Source organism: Emticicia oligotrophica DSM 17448, from assembly GCF_000263195.1.
Classification (GTDB): Bacteria; Bacteroidota; Bacteroidia; order Cytophagales; family Spirosomataceae; genus Emticicia; species Emticicia oligotrophica.
This window is the reverse complement of sequence record NC_018748.1, coordinates 1,033,474-1,054,805: the sequence shown is the minus strand read 5'-3', so window position 1 is coordinate 1,054,805 and position 21,332 is coordinate 1,033,474. Positions and strand designations below refer to the sequence as shown.

Sequence of the window (21,332 nt, the reverse complement as noted above, 5' to 3'; positions counted from 1 at the left end):
TTTATTTTAGGCCTTCCTTAATGCTTACTCACTACTCTATTCTATGAAAAAGATACTTGTATTTATCCTACTATTGGTTAGTTATATGGGCATTTCGCAAGGCCCGAGGGTCTTAATTGTTACTGCTCATCCAGATGATGAAACGATGTTTCCAGCGACTATCTTTAAAATTACTCACGAAATGAAAGGTACTGCTGATTTGGCTTTAATTACTGATGGTTCGGGAGGTTATAATGGATTGGTTGCTTCATCATACTACGGAAAAAACTTAACTGATTCTACGGTTGGACGTACGTATCTTCCTTTACTTCGAAAAAAAGAACTCTTATGTTCGGGAGAAATAATGGGGATTAGAAATTTTTATTTTTTCGACCAAGTAGATGATTATTATCAGCTCGACCCGCTACCCTTTTTGGCTGGACAACGCTGGGATATTGATTTCTGTGATAGAAAGTTAGACAAAATTCTGAAGGAAGGACAGTATGATTATGTGATTTGCCTGATTCCAAGTGAAGAGCAGCACGCTCATCATAAAACAGCTTCAATTTTGGCATTAAGAGCAGTGCAGCGAATGAAAGATAAAAAGCCTGTAATTTTAGGTGGTCGTTCACTTAATAAAAATTATACCTATTCATTTACACAATTAGAGGCTTATCCCGAAACCCAAATATTATCTACTGCCCCTGTTTTCTATTTCGACCGCTCGTATGGTTTTGGTGAAAATAATAAACATAGCTATATGATTGTTGCCGACTGGGTAAAAGCTTGTCATAAAACTCAAAGTGGCGATATGAATAGCTCTATGCACAAAGGTGAGCTGGAGACTTTCTGGTATTTTGATATTAATGGAAGTAGTAAAGTAGAAGAAACTAGGATGTTTTTTGATGTCTTAAGAAATAGTGGATTCCCAACTAAATAACTAGAAATTAATTTTTATTGATATTAAGTAAGCTTTTGAAAATCAGCGATTTATCAAGAAATTTATTTTCAATTATCTTTTCTGATATTGCTTAAAATTACGATTTTAGCGTAAATAAAAATAATATACTAAACTGATTCAGTCTAATGAATTGAAGACATTCCTTTGTTCTTTTATTCATTGAATTAATTTAATGATGAGTCTATTCCCAATAAAGAATTTTACAGTATTATTTTATAAATTAATTTATCCAAACTCTATCTATTCAAATCTTAATAAACAATGAAAAATCAACTTTCTCGTAGAGATTTTATAAGTGTTGCTCCGATGGCCACACTCGGACTTCTACTTAGCAAAAACAAAATAAATTGGCTTGATAAACCCAATTCAAAATTCGGGGGTGTTCAAATTGGTGCGATTACGTATTCATTTAGAAGTATGCCTCATGATATTGACCAATTATTACAATTTTGCATTGATGCGAATGTAAGTGCCATTGAAATGATGGGCGACCCCGCTGAAGATTTTGCTGGAAAACCGAAAAGTCCTGTAAAATTTTCGCCACCAGCACGTGGAGGACAGCGTCCACAGTTGACAGATGAGCAAAAAGCACAATTGGCTGAATATGGCAAGCAAGTGGCTGCTTGGAGGGCATCGACTTCGATGGATAAATTTAAAGAAATTCGTAAGAAGTTTAATGACGCAGGTGTAACGATTTATGCTTTTAAGCCTAACGCTTTTGGTGCTAATAATACTGATGCCGAGATTGAATATGGTATGAAAGCTGCCAAAGCATTGGGAGCAACTTCTGTTACTTTAGAATTACCAACAGATTCGGCACAAACGAAGCGTTTGGGTGATTTTGGTTCAAAACACAAAGTATATGTTGGTTATCATGCACACTTACAGGCTACTGATACGCTCTGGGACGAAGCATTGAGCCAATCACCATACAATTCGATGAATCTCGATTGTGGTCACTACATTGCAGTAGGAGGGAAGAATACGAAGGAATCGTTGTTGGCTTTAATCCAAGCTAAACACGACCGCATTACGAGTATGCACATCAAAGACCGTACGGCAGATGGTAAAGGTAATTTGGAGTGGGGTAAAGGAGATACTCCTCTCAAAGAAATTTTGAACTTAATGAAAACCAAGAAATACAAATTCCCAGCAACGGTTGAGTTGGAATATGATGTTCCAGAAGGCTCAAATGCTGTGAAAGAAGTAGCTAAATGTGTTGCTTATGCGAAAGAAATCTTAGTTTGAGAATAGGGCTGTTTTTCTGTTATATCTTGTAGCAAGAAAAATTTACCTTAACTTATTGACCAAAAGTAAAACTGAGGTGTCTTTTTTAGAATTATTAATTGCCCCACGCTTATTTCGGTCAAAATTTCCAAGCACAATATCATCATCGCCGTCGGCATCAATGTCGGCGGCATCCATTACAAGCCAGTTTCCTGCGTTTACTTCCTTAATTGATGACGCTTTAAAATTAAAATTCCCCTTATTTTCCAGATAGACAAAACCTTCTTTAGGTTGATTTTTGAAGTCAGGGAAATAGGCAATAGTAGCAATATCTAAATCTCCATCTTTATCAAAATCACGAGCCATTGCCTTGAAGCTTCCATTGATAGGGTAAAAGAATGTTTGTTTGAAATTATTATTGCCATCGTTCAGAAATCCATAAACTCCATGATAGTTTTTGAGTTGGTTTTTCGAATAGTCGGCATTATCACCACTGGTATAAATAATATCCTTAAAACCATCCTTATTTAGGTCAACTAACTCGAAGAATGAAGAACCAAAAATAGGTGAGAATCGTAAAATTTCTTTAGTTTCAAACAAGCCCTTTCCTTTATTGGAAAATAAAAATATACCTTCTTGTGCTTGGGCAAAAAGTACCCAAATATCAGGCAAACCATCTTTGTTTACATCATCAATATAAGCTTTGATTGCTCCCGGAAATGGCCTGATTATTTGTTCTTTATATTGATTGTTTCCTAAGTTTTTATACCAACTTAAAGCTCCATTTTTATTTCCATACCCACAAATCAATTGGTCAATTAAGCCATCTTTATCAAAATCAACGGCATTGCTTTGAACAGGTCGAGGTAAATTTTCAATAATTTTGACATTAGATTGAAACACCTTTTTTTCATTTAAAAGAAAACTATGAATTTCACCTTTGGTGAGGTCGTTAGGATTCAAAATTCCAATATTTGTGAAAGTTCCCGTTCTATTTCCCTTTTGTGCTAAGCTATTTCCAAAGTCGATATCTACAATAGTTTCATTTACTTTATTAGCTGCTACCTGTTTAGTAGTTTTATCAAATACACTTAAAGTTGCTTCGCTGGCGGCAATAATCTGTTGATTAGCAGTATCTATCTTAATGTAGGTAAGCGAAGGGAAACTACTTTGTGGGATAGTCATTGGTTTGACCAAAAACTGCTGATTAATAGCTGAAATTAGTTCACGATTTTGGGTTGGAAGTTTTTCAGGGGCGTTGGTTTCATAGTATACAACAATCTTTTCCCACTCTTCTGGAGTGATACTAGCGAGACTTTCAAACTTACCATCAGCCCCTTGTTGAATATTAGGATAAACTTCGCCATTTATAATTTGTAGGCCCAACTGCTGAGCCATAACGGGCAAAACACCGTTTTTCCAGGTGGTTTTGTCGAGTAACTTAGGTTCTGGAAAAAGATGACACGAAGCACAATACGTTTGAGCCAGTTTTTCTCCTTCTGATTGTTTATTGCAGCTTAGTGTGAATAATAAACCAATAAATGAAAAATAGCTAAGTATCTTAAAAAACTTCATGAGCTGTGATTATTGAATTAAAACCTTTAAATTGATTCAAATTTAAGTTTAATTTAATGATGTCCAAAATAAAAGGAAGTCTTCGCTCGAAGCGAAGACTTCCTTAGAAACCATCGAATTATCAATTACAAATTCTTTTTCTTCAATTCACTAACTGCGAAATTAGCAGCACGAGCTGTAAGAGCCATATAAGTAAGCGATGGGTTTACGCATGAAGCTGAGGTCATTGCTGAGCCATCAGTTACGAATACGTTTTTCGCTCCCCACACTTGGTTGTTGCCATTCAATACTGAAGTTTTAGGGTCACGGCCCATGCGAGCAGTTCCCATTTCGTGAATGGCCATACCCAAATATGAGCCACGGTCATAACCTTTTACATTTTTCACACCTGATTTTTCGAGCATTTCAATGGCATCATTTTGCATATCAATACGCATTTTCTTCTCGTTTTCTTTCAACTCTGCATCGAAAACAGGTAGTGGAAGTCCCCATTTATCTTTTTCGGTTGGGTGTAGATAAACGCGGTTTTCGTAGTAAGGAAGTGTTTCTCCAAAACCACCAAAGCCCATTGTCCAAACACCCGGTTTAGTTAATTCTTCTTTGAAATCAGCACCGAAGCTTAGTTCAGCTACATTGCGTTGCCAGCCCTGACGGCTACCGCCACCTTGATAACCAAAACCACGGATATAATCACGCTTGTCGTTACCGATATTACGGTAGCGAGGTACATAAATACCATTAGCACGACGTCCGTAATAATATTTATCTAAATCTCCTTCCCATTCACCCGAAGCACCCGTACGGAAGTGGTGGTCCATAAGGTTATGACCAAGTTGACCAGAATCATTACCAAAGCCATTAGGGAAGCGATTTGATTTTGAATTCAACATTAAAGTTGTTGAACCTAATGTACTACCACAAACAAAGATAATTTTTGCATAAAACTCACGCACATCAAGTGTTTGTGTGTCAATGATACGAACACCCGTTGCTTTTTGAGTTTTCTCATCAAATAAAATTTCTTTAGCTACTGAGTCAGGGCGAAGTGTTAAGCGACCTGTTTTAGCAGCTGGAGGTAAAGTACACGATTGTGTACTAAAATATGCTCCAAACGGGCAGCCCAAAGAACATTTATTACGATACTGGCAAGCCGCACGACCAACTCCGAGTTGTTCTTTACGTGCTTCTGAAAGATTGGCTACACGGCCAATAGTCATGGTACGGCCTGGGAAATTAGCTTCCAAACGCTTACGAACTTCTTTCTCAACACAATACATTTCCATTGGCGGAAGAAATTCACTATCTGGCAATTGAGGTAAACCTAGTTTTTCACCTGAAATACCAACAAATTTCTCCACATAAGAATACCACGGAGCTATATCTTTATAGCGAATAGGCCAGTCAACGGCAATGCCATCTTTTAAGTTTGCCTCAAAATCTATATCGCTCAAACGATAAGATTGACGACCCCACATGATTGATTTTCCACCAACAATATTTGGTCTGAACCAGTCGAAGCGTTTATCTTCTTTGTAAAGTGCATCAGAGTCGTTCATCCAATATTTCTCGGTCATTTCATTGTATGGATAATCACGAGAAAGTTTTGGGTGGCTTTCTTTCTGGGCAACCGTGAGGCGTCCATTATATTGGCTTTCCCATGGTGCTTTCATGGCATTTTCGTAGCCAGTTACGTGCTCTAGTTGGCGACCTTTTTCGAGCATCAATACTCTTAAGCCTTTTTCTGTCAGTTCTTTAGCTGCCCATCCACCAGAAATTCCTGAGCCGATTACGATGGCATCGTAAGTTTGGTCTTTAATTAAATCTATATTTAAGTTTGCCATTGTTTAATACTAATTTGAGAGTTGGTTATTTACTGAATGGTTTTCACCACGTTGATAGGGTGAACTCAAATTTCTGCTGAGTTCTTTAGATGAAATTATAAAGCCCAAGCTTTTTGACCTGGTTTTAATGGAATACACGCTTCGAATTTACCCGGAATTGGTAGATATTCTAATGCTTGTGTAGCTCCTATTTCCGATGTAAAATAGCCCGTTACTGTCAACCCTTTCATTGTTAAGAAAAACGCTTTATTATCAACAGTACTTTGTTTAACCATTTCGTTTTTCTGTGCTACATTAAGAGCCATGAAACCTTTACCAAATTTTGCTTGGCTATCGGTATCAAGCTTCGCTAAACCTGCGTAGAATTTCTCTTGCTCGGCTTTCTCATAACAATCACGCATCACTCTCACAATAAATTTCTCTACTCCTGCTGCTTTTGCTCCCGGGGTTCCAGTTGTTGGAATGATAATATCAGCCACTTCGGCTAATAAAGCTGTTTGGTCGGCTGTTACTGCCACACTTTCACCAGTGTTTAGCACTTCGCCCATTGCACCAGCCATTAATGGTGCTGATAGAACTCCTCCCAATAGGTAAGTTACTCTCTGTATGGCTTCTCTGCGATTCATATATTATAAGTTTTGTATGAGTTAAATGATGTATCCGAATATTTAATCAATCATTTACGATTAGATTTATCTATGAAAATTTTCTCCCACAAATTTCATGACTTCGGGTAAAGCCGTTCGCCAGTAAGACCAAGTGTGGCCACCATCGCGTACTCTAAATTCGTGTGGAATTTTTTTGTCAATCATCATGGCGTGTAAAGCCATATTGCCTTTAATTAAGAAGTCATCATCGCCACAGTCGATATAGAATTTTACTTTTTTCAAATCTTCTGCATTCGCCGTTTCAACGATTTTTATAGGTGCATTTTTGTAATAATGTTCATTGAGACGCTCTTTCCCTTTGAGGTTTTTACCATATAAATCGCTGAAAATATTTTCCCAACGTGTATTATCAGTTGCTATAATTTCCTCGTCTGTCCAAACTGCAGCACTTAGCGGAGCAGCCGCCACAAACATATCTGGGTGTTTAGTAGAGAAGAGTAAAGTTCCTAAACCTCCCATCGAAAGACCAGCTACAGCTCTAAATTCTTTTTTCGCACGGATTCTGTAATTTGATTCAATATAAGGGATGAATTCTTTTATGAAAAAATCTTCAAATTTAGTTTTTCCATCGAAACTATTCATATACCAAGAAACGCCAGCATCGGGCATGACGATAATCATCGGAGGAGCTTGACCACTATTGATAGTTCGGTCGGCTATTTCAGGAGCTTGCCCAAATTGTGTCCAGCCGGTTTCGTCATCTGTATAGCCATGAAGTAGGTAAAGTACAGGATATTGGCGATTGGTTTTGTCGTAATCTGCGGGTAGATAAATGCTGTATTCTACATCTTTGCCGAGTGTAGCACTTTTGATTTTTAAGCTTTCTTTGATAGTTCCTTGCTGAGCATAAGCAGCAAAAGAGCCTATTAGCAAAAATAGCCAAAGTAAACGTTTCATTGTGTCGTAGTATGAGGTTGAATAAAAGTCAAATATAGTAGATTTATCGTCAGGATTTTATGCTTAATACAGTTTTTTTAATAATTATGTTTGATTTTTTAATTCATTGCCATCTGCTTTATTTGACGGAAAAAAGTTAACCTAAACTATATCGGCTTTATCCAAAACTTTTGTTGAATTTTGGCTAAAGCCGATAAGAATTTTACTTTACTTGTCCGTCTGCTAAAGCTGACGGTAATGAATAATTTAATGACTCTTGACTCTAATTTATCTTAACTCAAAGTTTTTCTTGCTTCACGGTCAGGGTCATTTTTCACGATACATTCATCATTGAGAATCATTGTTTCGCCATTTGCAGAAGAATATTTTGGCCAATTTGGTAAACCTCCACCGTTTGGATTTCCTGTTCGGGCAAAATTTACAAAAGATTTGGCCATTTTTTCTGAAAGCCTTCTTGGTCTGGCACCACCTCCTGTATGGGTAAGCATAAGGTCGGTATTATAGAACCAAAAACAAATATCATCGCAGTGAAACGCTCGCATACGGCCATCGAATAAAGGTGGTTGATAGCCAAACCAAGCCAAATAAACGGGAGCTTTTTGCTTAGATTTCGCATCTGCCGTTGCAATGGCATTTTTACGATTACTCATAACCATCGACCAAATTTCAACTGGTTTTTTATCAGGGAAAGCTTTAGCATAACCATCTACAATTTCACCAGTTTTTTCGCCAAAACGAGATTTTAATTTTTCTTTGACCTCGTTTATACCAATATTTTCGAGCGATGAGTCAACTCGGCTTGGAGATTGCTCATTAAAAGTCGTACAGATAATCATCGGTACATCGGCCGAGAAATGTGAATTACTTGAGTAAAAAGCACCTTCATCTAAGAAACGACCATCTGCAACTGGAGCAAAACCGCCACGAACTAAATTCATACGTTTAGCTTCGTCGGCCATTTTGGCTGTTGCTCGGTTGGCAATATCAATATATTCTCTCCACGGAATTTGTTGCAATTTACTTATTTCATTTGTGCCTAAGCCTGCTTCTTTTAGCACCATTTCGCCCAATTTTTCGGAATATTCTTTTGATAATCCACTCAATGAAGAACCACTCAGAGCTACCGCTTTATGAAATAAACCTTTAGCCGAAGGCATTGCTGTAAGTGTACAAACTTTAGCCCCGCCACCTGATTGCCCGATGATAGTTACATTATTGGGATTTCCTCCGAAATTAGCAATATTATCGCGTACCCATTCGAGAGCAGCTACAATATCAAGCATACCAACATTGCCCGAGGCTGCTAATTTATCACCGCCAACTTTTGCTAAGTTCGTGAAACCTAATGCACCTAAACGATGGTTGAGCGAACAGAAAACTACATCACCAAATCGACTTAGATTTTCACCATGATAACCATCTTGCTCAATACCATTTCCATTGACAAAACCACCACCATGTAGCCAAACAATTACAGGTCGTTTCTTTGAATCAAGAGCAGGAGTCCAGACATTAATTCTAAGGCAGTCTTCACTCACATCATCATAATTCCAGTGGTCTACAAACGATGCGTATTGGTCGGCATAGCGTTTTTCCATAATTTGTGGAGCCGAATTTCCCCACCAAACTGCTGGTTTTATCTCTGTCCAAGGTTTGGGTTTTTGTGGTGGCATAAAACGGTTGTCACCTGAAGTGTCTGCCCCATAGGGAATACCCAAAAATGTGTGAATACCACGTAAAATATATCCTCTCACTTTACCATATTGTGTGTTGGCCACAGCAATATTATCTCCGATAAAAAGTAATTGTTCATCTTCATTTCCTTTCGGTTGAAAACCTTTGGCTTCAGCAGAAAAAGTAGAACCAAGCCCCAAACTAGCGGTGCTAAGTCCTAATTTTTGAATAAAATTACGTCGATTTGATTTCATTTTAGTAATTATTATAGAGTGAATAGATGGAGATTTGCTCGTTTTTACATTCCTCTGCCCCTTCAAAGATAGATTTTTCTTTTCGAGGAATAATTCCTGCTTTGAAGGGGGGCAGGGGGATGTCGTACTAAAATTAAGCTACAATTTTTTTCAAATTATTGAAGCTGGTTGTTAGGTTATCAACTGGAGATGGAGCTCCATCTTGCTCAACAAAGTAGTGTTTCACACCTGCCGTTTTAGCAGCGGCAAAAATCGGTTTGAAATCGATGTAACCCGTACCAACCTCTACTGGTTTTTGCGTTTCTTTATTCAAATCTTTTACGTGGAAAAGAGGGAAACGGCCAGGGTGTTGTTTGAATAATTCTGGAATATTTACTCCTGCTTTGGTTGCCCAAGCAAGGTCAAGTTCAAATTTAAGTAAATCGGAGCTGATTTGTGAGGCCATTAAATCGAATGGACGTTGGCCTTCCACAGTTTCAAATTCGGCAGTATGGTTGTGGAAAATGAATGTTAAGCCTGCTTTTTTAGCCGCTTCTCCTGCTTTCTGTAGAATTTCAAGCGAGAGTTTAATTTCATCCATTGTTTTTACAGGAATACTAGCACAAACCAAATACTTTGCTCCACCTTCTGCTACTTCATCAACGATTTCTTGGGTGTTGTTTAATAAAGTTTTCATTGGTGGCATTGCTGGGCGAGCAGGTGCTGCTGCCCCTTCAGCCGCTGGACGTGGAGCTGGGCGATTGAAAGGTGCTCCGCTAACATGATGAGCTTGCCAACTCATGCCTAAATCTGAAACTAATTTTGCAAATTCTTTAGATTTCATGCCATAAAAACCACCTTTCATGCTAAAAGCTGATTCGATTTCTTTATAACCAATACCTGCAATTTGCTTTAGTGTACCCGTAACATCTTTATCTATTACCGACATTGTGGTGAATAATTGCACGCCAAAGTTTTTTACTTTTTGTGGTTCGCCAAAAGCATCAGCAAAGTTTGGCAATAATAATCCGCCAAGAGCTAAAGCTCCTGAGCTTTTCAAAAATTCTCTTCTGTTTTGCATTGTATTAAGTTAGTAATGATTGTTTTAAATTCTTTGAATTAAAAGAGGATGTATGAACAGGCAGGGTAGGAGTGGGTTGTTTTTGAAAATGAGAATTGGGTTTTTAGGCCCAATTCTCGGTACTGTTTATCTTAGGGTTTAATTTACTCAGCGGCTTTAAACTCTATATTTGAAAGCGATACGATGATTTGTTTTTCCTTAGCTTTTTCATTGCGGAAAACAAAGTAAACATCGTGTTGCCCAGCATTAGCAGGAACTGAAAGTTTTGCCTTAATTGGGGTCATTTGAGGGCGTGGAGCTTGTTGAGCCGGAGCTGCAGCACCATTTGCATTGTTATTAGTTGTGGCTGGTGGTGGCCCCATACGCATTTCACGAGGCTCAATTTTTTCGCTTGAAGCTAATAATGGGCCATTTGGAGAATCAATACGTAATTCAATTACACCACCCGCTGCACCTACACGTGTTTGAGCTTGTGCCGAAAGTTCTATTTCGCTTATGCCATTAAGGTCAATGTTTTTATAACCAATATATGAGTTATCACCTACCATTGAGAATGATCTTCCCGGCGTAATTACTAACTGCGTACCTTTCGAAACATCGGCTAATTCAGGATTTAAAGTTGGGCTTTTTAATACCACTACATCTTCAGTAGCCAACGATTTCATCATTTTTGTACCTTTATCTTTGTAAGCAGCTCGCAAAATATATGTTCCGTTTGATTTTTGTCCTTCAGGTATTTTTGTTGAATAACTACCTTGCGTAGGCATTGATTTAGCCGTTTTTGGTTCGTTGATATTCAAGATATAGTCAACCATCAAATTAGCTTCTGCCATTGAAACTTGCGGGTGAGCAGCCATTACGTGGTCGCCCCAAACACCACCACCGCCATTGATAATTTTCTTAGAAAGATACTCAACGGCTTTGCTATCGCCTTTATATTTGTTTGCAACATCTTTAAGGCTTGGACCTACTGATTTTACATCTACGATATGACAAGATTTACAGTCACTTTTAGCCATCAAACGCTCGCCCATTGATGCAAACGCTACTGCATCTACACCACGATGATTTTGAGAAGCTTCAATTTTATCATAACCTACAGGAATATAATCAATTGAAACAGCTACTTGTTCTGGCTTGATTTTTCCATTCGTAAGGTTTCCATCTTCTTTATCAGAAACCGTTACGTCATATTCAATTGGTTTACTAGGGAAATAGAATGTTTTATTGCCTTTTTTGATGTTGAAAGCCACTGCTGGAGGCTCATTTCCTACTTTAATTTCCAATGATTCACTATTTTCTTCGCCTTTTCCGTCTTTCACAGTAAGAGTTACATCATAGATACCTGCTTTATCTAGTAATACAGTTGCATTTTCAGTTTTGAATACTTTTTTGCCTGCTTTACTTTTAATTTCCCATAAGTAGCTGAGTTTATCTCCGTCAGGGTCAACAGTTCCTTTTGATGAAAGATTTACTTTCAGAGGAGCGGAGCCTGTAAGGTTATCTGCTTTGGCAACAACTTTTGGCATACGGTTTCCACCATTATACTCTACTTTTACGAGGCGTGCATTATCATTACCTCTAAACCAAGCCGAACCATATTCTAAAACATATAAGTCGCCATCTGGACCAAAATCCATATCAATTGCACTACCAAAATCAGTACTTGGCATGAAACGTTCCATTGATTTATAATCGCCTTTTTCATCCATAGTTACCGACATAATCCAACCACGCATAAATTCTACAATTAACCACTTACCCTCGTAATAATCTGGGAATAAGCGTTTAGCATTTGGATAATCTGCTTTGCGGAAAACAGGGCCACCTGTGGCACTACGGCCTGAACTTCCTACCAATGGGAATTCTTCAGAAATACCATAAGGATACCAAATAAATGCTTTTTGTGCTGGTGGAAGATTTTTTAAACCAGTATTATTCGGAGAATCATTTACAGGGTTTGCAGGGTCAAATTTTGAACCTGGGCGAGGCTTACCAGTTTCAAAATCCCAATCGGCATACGCTTTGTTATCACCTATGAAGTACGGCCAACCAAAATTTCCAGCTTTACGAGCTTGGTTAAACTCATCATAACCACGTGGTCCTTGTTCGCTATCAACTGAGGCATCTGGCCCAACTTCTCCCCAATATAAGAAACCAGTTTTGCTATCAATCGTTGGTCTCCAAGGGTTGCGGTGCCCCATTGTATAGATTTCCTTCTTTACTAAACCATCCCCATTGTTAGGCATTGTTTCATAAAGATTTCCTTTGGGAATTGAGTAAGTACCATCTGCTTCTGGCTTAATTCTGAGGATTTTACCCAATAAATTATTTGTATTTCCAGCCCCACGTTGGTCATCCCAGTATTCCCAACCTTTTCTTTCGTCAAGGTTTGCATAACCAGGCGTACCACTGTTTGAAGTATTATTTCCAACTGTTAAGTAAAGGTTACCAGATTTATCGAAAACCATACCTCCACCAGTGTGGCAACATTCTTCACGTTGAGTCGGAACAGTTAAAAGGATTTTCTTAGAACTAGCTACTAATTCTTCTCCACGTAATTCCCAACGAGCCAACACGTGTTGATTGACATCGGTATCGGCATAATACATATAAATCCAGTGGTTTTGCTCAAAATTTGGGTCATGAATTAAGCCCATCAAACCTTCTTCGGCTTCACGTTTTACGCCTTTGGCATTCGTATATTTGGTATTTACAGGAATTGTAGCCAGAGTTTTGATTTCACCAGTTTCTGGATTGTATTGTTTCAATGCTCCTTTACGCTCAACAAAAAGTACTCTGCCATCTTTTAGCAAAGTCATTTCCATTGGTTCATCGAGTTTTTCGCCCAATACTACTTTAGTAAAGCGATTCTCGTCAGGTGCGTTTTGAGCCATTAGATTGATGCTGCTAAAGGTAGTAATTGCAGCAAACAAGCAGGGTAGTGCTTTTTTGATTTGTTTCATTTTCTTGGAATAAGGTAAACTTAGATTCATGTATATTGGAGACAGATAAATATGATTGGACAAACAAAAATGCAAATACTTATCGACTGAAACTTGATAAATCGGCACATCCTCTAAAGTTCTCGACAAATAGGCTTTTTTTTAGGATTTTTAGGACTTTACTATTCATTAGCTTGTAATCCTTTGCTTTTTAATTATTGTATCAAGTAGATACAATATTATGGTCTTTCTTTGAATATTACAAATATTTCTTTATTTTTGTACAAACCTGAACTCTAATGACAAAAAATATTAACCGAAAAGAATATTTGGAAAGTAAACCACGACTCTTGCCCAGTGTTTCGATTGATTGCGTGATATTTGGGTTTTCTAATAATCAATTAAAAATTCTACTTTTAAAATTTAAGAATACTGACTTTTACGCATTACCGGGAGGATTTATTAGTATTGAAGAAGATTTATCCGATGCTGCATTGAGAGTTTTAGAGGAACGTACGGGTTTGAGAGATATTTATTTAGAGCAGTTCTATGTTTTTGGAAGCAAGGATAGAAGGTACGACCAGACACACCAAAAAATTATGGAGGGTAATGGAATTATTTTAAAACCTAATCATTTTCTGCTGGATAGGTTTATTTCGATAGGCTATTACGCTTTGATTGATTTCTCTAAAGCAAATCCCGCCCCTGATGATTTATCAGATTCTTGTGAATGGTACGACCTCGATAAAGTGCCATCATTGGTATTTGACCATAATCAAATTTTACAGAAAGCCCTCGAAACGCTGCGTTCGGACCTAGATACAAAGTTAGTAGGTTTTAATTTATTGCCTGAAACGTTTACAATAAATGAAATTCAGCGATTATATGAAACTATATTAGGTGAAAAATTAGTTCGTTCGAATTTTCAAAGAAAGATTTTAAGCTTGGGAATTTTAGAACGCATAGAAAAGAAAATGACAGGTGCAGCTAATAAAGCACCCTATGTTTATAGATTTGTAGGTCAGTAAACTGAAAGGGGATTTGCACCCTTTCAGTTTGTAAACTATTTGTTGGTAATAATTACTATTGTACCATTTCCACCCCTTGCCCCGAAAGCAGCACTATTACCATATTTAATTGCTCCTAAAGATTTGATATCACGTACACTGAAGTTATTTAACAGATTCATTACAGTTGATTCATCATCAATAAAGTTGCCGTCGAGTAAAAGAGCGGGCGTGATAGAGCCACCGCCGCCACCTAAATTGGTGTTTGTACTTCTGAAATGAATCCTATATTGCCCTTGTTCATTGATAACCATTAAGCCTGGAATTCGTCGTAGTAAATCAAATATGGTTAGGTTATAATCACTTTCACTAATTTTTACATTAATATCATTTGATACTAACTGTGGAATCGTTCGTTCTTCGCTTAGTTCGGCAGTAGGATTTGAGTCATAAATTACTCCCTGTACCGAGATTTCCTTGGTTGCTATTGAGTCCGTTTTAAAACCTTTTGAAGCAATAAGATGAGGACTTGGTAAGTCCACAGGTTGTATTTCAGGTTGTGTTTCGAGCGTAGTCGATGCAATAGCTCGGATATCATTTTGAGCAAGTGTGCTATCTCGTTTCTGAAAATCTTCGGAAAAATAATCATCAGGCAACATATTTGCAAAGCCTTCATGCCCCCAATATCCCTGAATCAGAATGCCGTTGGGTTTGGAAAGCCAACCATTTTCGCCAAAAGTTGCGTGAAAATTTATTAAATTCACAATCGAATAATAATAAGGGTAATCGGTGAAAAGTTTTATTGGGTTGAAACGGTTAGTTACAAATACCATCAATGGATAATCTGAATAAATCACAAACTCTTCGGTTTGACGGTCGAACATACAAATATCTTTTGCTTCGCAAGGCAGTATTGTTCCGTCACGCACTTCTTGTTCAACAGTTGTTCTGCCAAAATACATCGTTTTGGGCAATCGTACCTTAAAAATGGCAAATCCATTTTCTTGTACTTTATTGTCTTTTAAAGCCACCAGGAAATTTCGGAATGAATCTCGGTAAGATTTCTTTTTATGCCTTTCCCAAAGCTTTTGTTCTTGTGGCGAAGCAGGCGTCATTTTCTCAAAATATTTAAGTCCTGAGAAATAAGTTTTTTCACCATCCGATTCAAACTTATCCATTTGAAATCTAATTTTTAGACCAAAAGCATCGTTCTGAATAATTAGAGGCTCACGAGCGGTGGCAACCACATTTTTCTTTTTATCGTAAGTTAAAACAATTACTTCTGGATTTAAGATTTTACAATCTTTAAAGAATTCGGATTCACCCAAAAGTCCACGATTAAAAATTTTCCATTTTCTTCGCCACTCGTTGTCGTGTTTGGCTACTACCTGTACTTCTTTTAATTCAATGCCATTTTGTAATGTAAAAACTAAATTTTGAAGTTTTTTCTCTGATTGTAAAAGGGTTTTCTTTAAGGTTTCGTAACCTACAAATGAAACAACAAGGTCGATTTTTTGAAATCTTGCAGGAATTCTCAATGAAAAACTACCATTTTGGTCAGTAACAGTGCCAATGGTCGTATTGTTGATATATACATTGGCAAATGGAACAGCCTTCTTGCTTTTATCTATTATTTTTCCACTGACTTGCCAACTTGCATTTTGAGAAAAAAGTAAGGTTGGTAAGAGCAATAAAACGAAAAATTTGATGATAGTTTTCATAGTAAGTGGAAGTTTAAGAGGTTGAAAAGATAATGAAAAGTGATACACGAAGGTTGCATCACTTTTCAATTCAATCATTTAATTATCCTCTTATTCCCTTTCGTATTGATTAATTCAACGCTTTTTATATCTGAACTAATTATAAGATTGTGAGCAGATTGAGATAAAAACGAAGAGCCAAAACCAATTTCTTCTCTACGTATTTGTCCATTTTTAAGCTTAATCAACGCAGTAGTTTCGTTAGCCTGCAGTGGAATTGTTTTTACTGGAAAATGATAGTCGAATACTTTAAGTGAATTTTTATTTTGTGAAGTAATTGTACGAAGTTGTCCTGCTGGACTCATCACTTTTACCAAGGCTTTAGCATCACCTGTTACACAATAGCCACTTTTTTCGATTGAAATGGGGGTGAAATTCCCTTTTCCATCTCCTTTTAAGAGCAATCCATTCAAGGCATCGTTACGGCCAGTACCTAGTTCAATACCATAATCATTTCCTGCCAAGAGTACATCAAGATTACCGTCTTGGTCGAAATCTTGGGTAGTCATGCCAAAAACAGGTGCAAATTGAGCTTGAAGAGGTAATTCTTTCATTTCAAATTTACCAGCACCTTTATTTTCAATATAACTGCTTTTTAGCCAATTTGCACTTAGAACAAGGGCTTTTTGTAGTTCTTCTGGTTTTAATATTTCTTTAATTGTTGCTTGTGAAAACTTAGCATAGTTTTGGAAACGTTGACGTGTTTGGATAAACTGCTTCGCTAAATCATCACGTGTATTATATGGAAATTCCTGTGGCTTGCCTTCTAAGTCTTTGAAATATACGGTTGGAATAGCGTCATAAAAACCATCATTATTGAAATCATTGGCATAAATTCTAAAAGGGTGCTCAGCCGACGCATGCATGAGCGTATTAACTCCCATATTACCAACGATGTAGTCAATGTCACCGTCATTGTCAAAATCTCCAGACGTAATACTATTCCACCAACCAATTTTATCAGCAAGTGATGTATTAGCCGTTTGAGCGAAGCCGAAGACACCTTTATTATTTTTCAAGAAAGTAATCGGCATAAATTCTCCTGCCATTACTAAGTCTTGCCAGCCGTCATTATCAAAGTCTGACCACGTAACATCGCAAATTAAACCAATATTTTTTAGCTGCGGAGCAACTTTATCCGTTACCTCACTAAAATTTCCTTTATCATTTCTTAGTATATAACTTGATACAGGTTTTGGATAGGCCGAAGGTTCAACTCGTCCGCCTACGAAAAGGTCTAAATCTCCATCATGGTCGTAGTCAGCTGCTTTTACGCAAGAACCACTCTTGAGAAATTTAGGTAGTGCATTCACATCAAGTTTGAAATTTCCTTTGCCATCATTTCTGTAAAAGCGGTCTTGGAGTTCGGGGGCATTGGCAGGAAATTCCGAACTTCCACTTACAATGTAAAGGTCTAAGTCATTATCTCCATCGGCATCGAATAAAAGTGTACCCATATCTTCAGCCGTTTTTTCGGCATCTCCAAGGCCATCAAGTAGGTCTTTGACAATAAAACTTCCAGATTTATCCTGTAATAAGAATCTACCTTTGTGGTGAGACGAACCAGAAATAAATACGTCTTCAGTTCCATCACCATTTACATCGCCAACTGCAAGTGAAGGTCCGAATTGAGATAATTTATGTGGAATTAACTTCTGAACATTGAAGTCAATGTAGTCTTCCTCTTCGTGTTTATAATTAATTTTTAATTGGTCTGTAATATCTGTGAAAAGTAAGTTTGCCTTAGCTAATTGTACTTCGGGAAGTGGAGGAGTTGCATTTTTTTCTTCAAGTGTAATGACTTGATTAGTATTGATATTATTAAGCGTTTGAATATATCCATTTCCCCAAATTACTTTTAATTGGGCAACTTTTGTATGTTTTCCTAGTCCAAAATGGGCAATGGGTTCAACGGTTGATAAATATCCACGATAGAGAGAATGTTCGTATAATTGTTTTTCGCCATTTCCATACTTTATTTCAACTGTTGCACCGATACCAGCTACATTTTTTTTATTACCTATAAATTTAACTCTTAAATAATTACTTTCTTGAGGCTTAAGCTGAATCGAATTATTCAAATAAACCGAGGCTGAGTCGTTAATATTATTTACTACATAGTCAAGGTCACCATCATTGTCTAAATCGGCATAAGCAGCACCATTGGCTGATGTAGGCTCTGTAATACCCCATTTATCAGTTACATCATCGAACTGGAAAGCACCATCTTTCCCTTTATTCTTATAAGCGTAGTTTTTAAGTTTTACCTTAGGTACATACTCTAATAACATTGATTTTTCCATGAGAGCATTCACTTCATTGCGATAAGCTAGGAAATCTTGATCAGTTATATCTCTCGGAAAACCATTGGTAATAATTATATCTCGGTAGCCATCATTATCAAAATCGGTTACCATTGGAGTCCAACTCCAGTCAGTTTGAGCAACCCCAGCCACAAAGCTAATTTCACTAAAAATGGGGTGACCTGTACTTGGGTTTTTACCTTGATTGAGCTGTAAGGTATTGCGTGGAAATTGATATAAATAACCGAAGCGGTCGTTGTTTTGATAAGTTACGTAACTATTAGCCGGAGTCATCATCTTTTTACGATAATTACTTTCAGGCATCATATCAACAGCAATTATATCAACCAAACCATCATTGTTTATATCTGATACATCATTACCCATTGCTGAATACGATGTATGTTTAAAGTATTCTTTTGCTCTTTCAGTAAATGTACCATCGTGGTTATTTACGTATAGCAAATCATTTGTTAGAAAATCGTTTGTTATGTAGATGTCTTTCCAGCCGTCTTGGTTAATATCAGTAATATTAATACCTAAACCATAAGCATCATCAAAAATGCCAGCTGCCTTAGATACATCTGTAAATACGGCATGATTTTTAGTTTTATCAAAGTCGTTTCTATAAAGCCTATCAGAGCGTTTTGAACTCGTGATTTCTCCTTTTTCTTGATATTTATTCGGGAAACGGGTATCATCCATTTCGTTTACTACTAAATATAAATCAAGGTCTCCATCGTTATCATAGTCAAAAAATGCTGCATTTGTTGTGTGAGTAGTATCGGCGATGCCGTATTCTTGGGCTAAATCTTTGAAAGTAGGTATTCCATCTTTCCCAATTCCTTGGTTTACATAGAGCAAGTTTGTGCGTTGTCCAACCGCTTTACGAGCAGTAGCACACACATAGATGTCTAATAAATTATCATTATTTATATCGACTAAAGCTACGCCTGATGACCACCTATTATGGCCATTTACCCCTGCTTTCTCAGTTACTTCCTCAAACTTTAGTTTCTCCCCTTTTTGGGTTCGATTTAAGTATAGTTTATTGGGTGTTGTATTTCCAGTGAAGTAAATATCGGTTAGATTATCATTATTAAAATCTCCCATGGCTACTCCACCACCGTTATAAACATACTCAAATGTCAGGATATTGAGGGTATCATTTTCAGCAATACGGTTAGAGAAAGTAATGCCAGTATCGCCTGATTTGAGTTCAGTAAATACTGTTTTTTCTTTACATGAAAAGATAAAAAGGCTAAATATAATGACAATATAAAAAGGAAATTTTTGCATGGGAATGTAAGAGGCTTTTAGAAACAAAGATAACTAAAAACGTCATGCAAGAAGTATTCTCGCATGACGTTTTCTTAATTTTAATATTTGATTTTAAACGTTTGTTTAAAATTAATATCCAGGGTTTTGCTTCAAAATGTCAGAACCAACTAAGTCGATTTGAGCTTGTGGAAGTGGCAATAAAGCGTGCTTAGCTTGGTATCCAGAGCTTGGCAATGTATTTGGCAAGAATCTGTTTTCGTACTTCAAGTAAGCATTGATTGCGGTAACATCTTCACCCCAACGTACTAAGTCGTAGAAACGGTGTCCTTCCATAGCTAACTCCAATTTACGTTCGAAACGAACCGCAGTACGAGCAGCAGCTTTGTCAGTCCAAGTTCCTGAGTAAGGCTTGATTACATATTTAGCAGCAGGGCCACCATCTTGAGTTACGAAACTCGAAGGGTTTGAAGCACGGTTACGAACCATGTTTACGTATTCTTGTGCTTTTGTTAAGCTACCTACTTCGATTTCAGCTTCAGCTGCCATCAATAATACATCCGAGAAACGAATGATATAATAGTTTAACGCTGTGTAACCAGGAGTCCAAGAGCTATTATCTTGCAACGAACCTTTGTCAGATTTGTAGTAAGAATATTTCTTTGGAGAGTATGGTCCACCGTTAGCTTGGTTACGGATCCAGTCAAATCCTGGGTGTTTTTGCCAGTCTAAGAACATGATACCACGACGACCGATAGTGTGGTCAAGACGAGGGTCAAGTTCACCTGCATCTGGAGTAAATGCTGTGCTTGATTGAATACCCATATCAGTTTTCAATGCATTGGCAGCATCGTTATATGAACCGTCTAATAATGGTAAACCATCTTTTGTACGGTATGAGTTACCTAACTCAAAGCTTGGTTGGAAGAAACCGCAGCAGTTACCAGGACCGTTAGGACCTGTGTTATAAGGCCAGTTCAAGTCACCATCAGCGTTAGCGTTGTTTACACTACCAGTGTTTGCAGCAGCTTGTAATGCGAATACTGACTCAGAACTATTATCGTTAGTTGCTTTGAATAAGTCTCCAAAGTTAGCAACTAAAGCATATTTCTTACCATTAGCAGTTACACCATTAGCAATGATTGCATCAAACAAAGATTTTGCTTCAGGAAATTTCTTTTGATACATATAAGTTTTTGCTAAGTAAGAAGCAGCTGCCCATTTGTTAGCACGACCAGCCTGTCCTTGTGTTGCAGGAAGGTTATCGTAAGCTGCTTTGAAATCAGCTTCGATTTTTGGCCACAAATCAACATCATTTTTGATTTTCTCAATACCACTACCTACGTCAACAGTTTCATCAACATAAGGCGTATTGTTGAAGTTTCTCTTCAATTGGAAGTAGAAGTGAGCTCTCAAGAATTTTGCTTCTGCTGAAATACGTGTTTTGTCTTCAGCACTTACGTCAGCTTGAGCATCTTTCAATAAACCCAATACGTTGTTTGCACGAGCTACACCTTCGTAAAGACCACGATAGTTATCGTTGATTACACCTTGTGTAGAAAGATACTGGAACGTTTGAATCGGGTTGATGTCAGAGAAGTCACCTGGGTCAGTTCCTTTGTTTGCATCACCACCGCGGATACTACCCCAAACCCAGTTTTGTGGGTTCACCATACGAGTACCGTATCCACTCATTTGGCCGTAAGCTGCAATTAACGCACCCTCTAAACCTTTTTTAGTTGTCAACTGGGTTTTAGCAATCGCACCAGTCGGAAGTACTGTAAGGAAATCTTCCTTACATGAGTAGCCAATCAATGTAAGACAAGCTGCTGCTAAAGTTAATTTATTGAAAATATATTTTCTCATTTTGATAATGACATTTTTAATTGAATTTGTTAAAACT

At 37.4% G+C, this 21,332-nt stretch carries 13 protein-coding genes; 3 read left to right on the top strand and 10 right to left on the bottom strand.

Features of this window, described 5'->3' with window-relative positions; genetic code table 11:
• Window positions 1-43: 43 nt before the first annotated feature.
• Entirely contained in the window at window positions 44-919 is an 876-nt protein-coding gene (locus EMTOL_RS04495) for a PIG-L family deacetylase (protein ID WP_015028084.1), read from the top strand.
• Between the two features lie 282 nt (window positions 920-1,201).
• Window positions 1,202-2,188, top strand: coding sequence for a sugar phosphate isomerase/epimerase family protein (locus EMTOL_RS04490; protein WP_015028083.1), 987 nt, complete (start codon window positions 1,202-1,204; stop codon window positions 2,186-2,188).
• A 42-nt stretch (window positions 2,189-2,230) separates the two neighbouring features.
• On the opposite strand, the gene EMTOL_RS04485 is transcribed toward EMTOL_RS04490, so the two are convergent.
• From EMTOL_RS04485 to EMTOL_RS04455, 7 genes are all read right to left on the bottom strand, one after another.
• Complete coding sequence (locus EMTOL_RS04485) at window positions 2,231-3,742, bottom strand: FG-GAP repeat domain-containing protein (RefSeq protein WP_015028082.1); 1,512 nt, start codon at window positions 3,740-3,742, stop codon at window positions 2,231-2,233.
• Between the two features lie 125 nt (window positions 3,743-3,867).
• On the bottom strand, window positions 3,868-5,583 hold the full coding sequence (locus EMTOL_RS04480) for a GMC oxidoreductase (RefSeq protein ID WP_015028081.1): 1,716 nt from the start codon (window positions 5,581-5,583) through the stop codon (window positions 3,868-3,870).
• 95 nt (window positions 5,584-5,678) lie between these two features.
• Window positions 5,679-6,209, bottom strand: a complete 531-nt coding sequence (locus EMTOL_RS04475) for a gluconate 2-dehydrogenase subunit 3 family protein (protein WP_015028080.1) — start codon at window positions 6,207-6,209, stop codon at window positions 5,679-5,681.
• Window positions 6,210-6,275: 66 nt separating this feature from the next.
• Entirely contained in the window at window positions 6,276-7,148 is an 873-nt protein-coding gene (locus EMTOL_RS04470) for an alpha/beta hydrolase (RefSeq protein WP_015028079.1), read from the bottom strand.
• Window positions 7,149-7,420: 272 nt separating this feature from the next.
• The gene (locus EMTOL_RS04465; protein ID WP_015028078.1) at window positions 7,421-9,076 is read right to left on the bottom strand and encodes a carboxylesterase/lipase family protein; all 1,656 of its coding nucleotides are present in this window, start codon (window positions 9,074-9,076) and stop codon (window positions 7,421-7,423) included.
• Between the two features lie 133 nt (window positions 9,077-9,209).
• A complete protein-coding gene (locus EMTOL_RS04460; protein WP_015028077.1) occupies window positions 9,210-10,136 on the bottom strand; it encodes a sugar phosphate isomerase/epimerase family protein in 927 nt (308 codons plus the stop codon).
• 143 nt (window positions 10,137-10,279) lie between these two features.
• Window positions 10,280-13,102, bottom strand: a complete 2,823-nt coding sequence (locus tag EMTOL_RS04455) for a PQQ-dependent sugar dehydrogenase (protein WP_305953176.1) — start codon at window positions 13,100-13,102, stop codon at window positions 10,280-10,282.
• A 278-nt stretch (window positions 13,103-13,380) separates the two neighbouring features.
• Here EMTOL_RS04455 and EMTOL_RS04450 point away from each other — a divergent pair, with 278 nt between their 5' ends.
• Entirely contained in the window at window positions 13,381-14,109 is a 729-nt protein-coding gene (locus tag EMTOL_RS04450) for an NUDIX hydrolase (protein ID WP_015028075.1), read from the top strand.
• Between the two features lie 35 nt (window positions 14,110-14,144).
• Here EMTOL_RS04450 and EMTOL_RS04445 read toward each other — a convergent pair whose 3' ends face one another.
• From EMTOL_RS04445 to EMTOL_RS04435, 3 genes are all read right to left on the bottom strand, one after another.
• A complete protein-coding gene (locus EMTOL_RS04445) occupies window positions 14,145-15,809 on the bottom strand; it encodes a TonB-dependent receptor (RefSeq protein WP_305953175.1) in 1,665 nt (554 codons plus the stop codon).
• A gap of 74 nt (window positions 15,810-15,883) precedes the next feature.
• Complete coding sequence (locus tag EMTOL_RS04440) at window positions 15,884-19,450, bottom strand: VCBS repeat-containing protein (protein WP_015028073.1); 3,567 nt, start codon at window positions 19,448-19,450, stop codon at window positions 15,884-15,886.
• Window positions 19,451-19,561: 111 nt separating this feature from the next.
• On the bottom strand, window positions 19,562-21,295 hold the full coding sequence (locus EMTOL_RS04435; RefSeq protein WP_015028072.1) for a RagB/SusD family nutrient uptake outer membrane protein: 1,734 nt from the start codon (window positions 21,293-21,295) through the stop codon (window positions 19,562-19,564).
• Window positions 21,296-21,332: the final 37 nt, after the last annotated feature.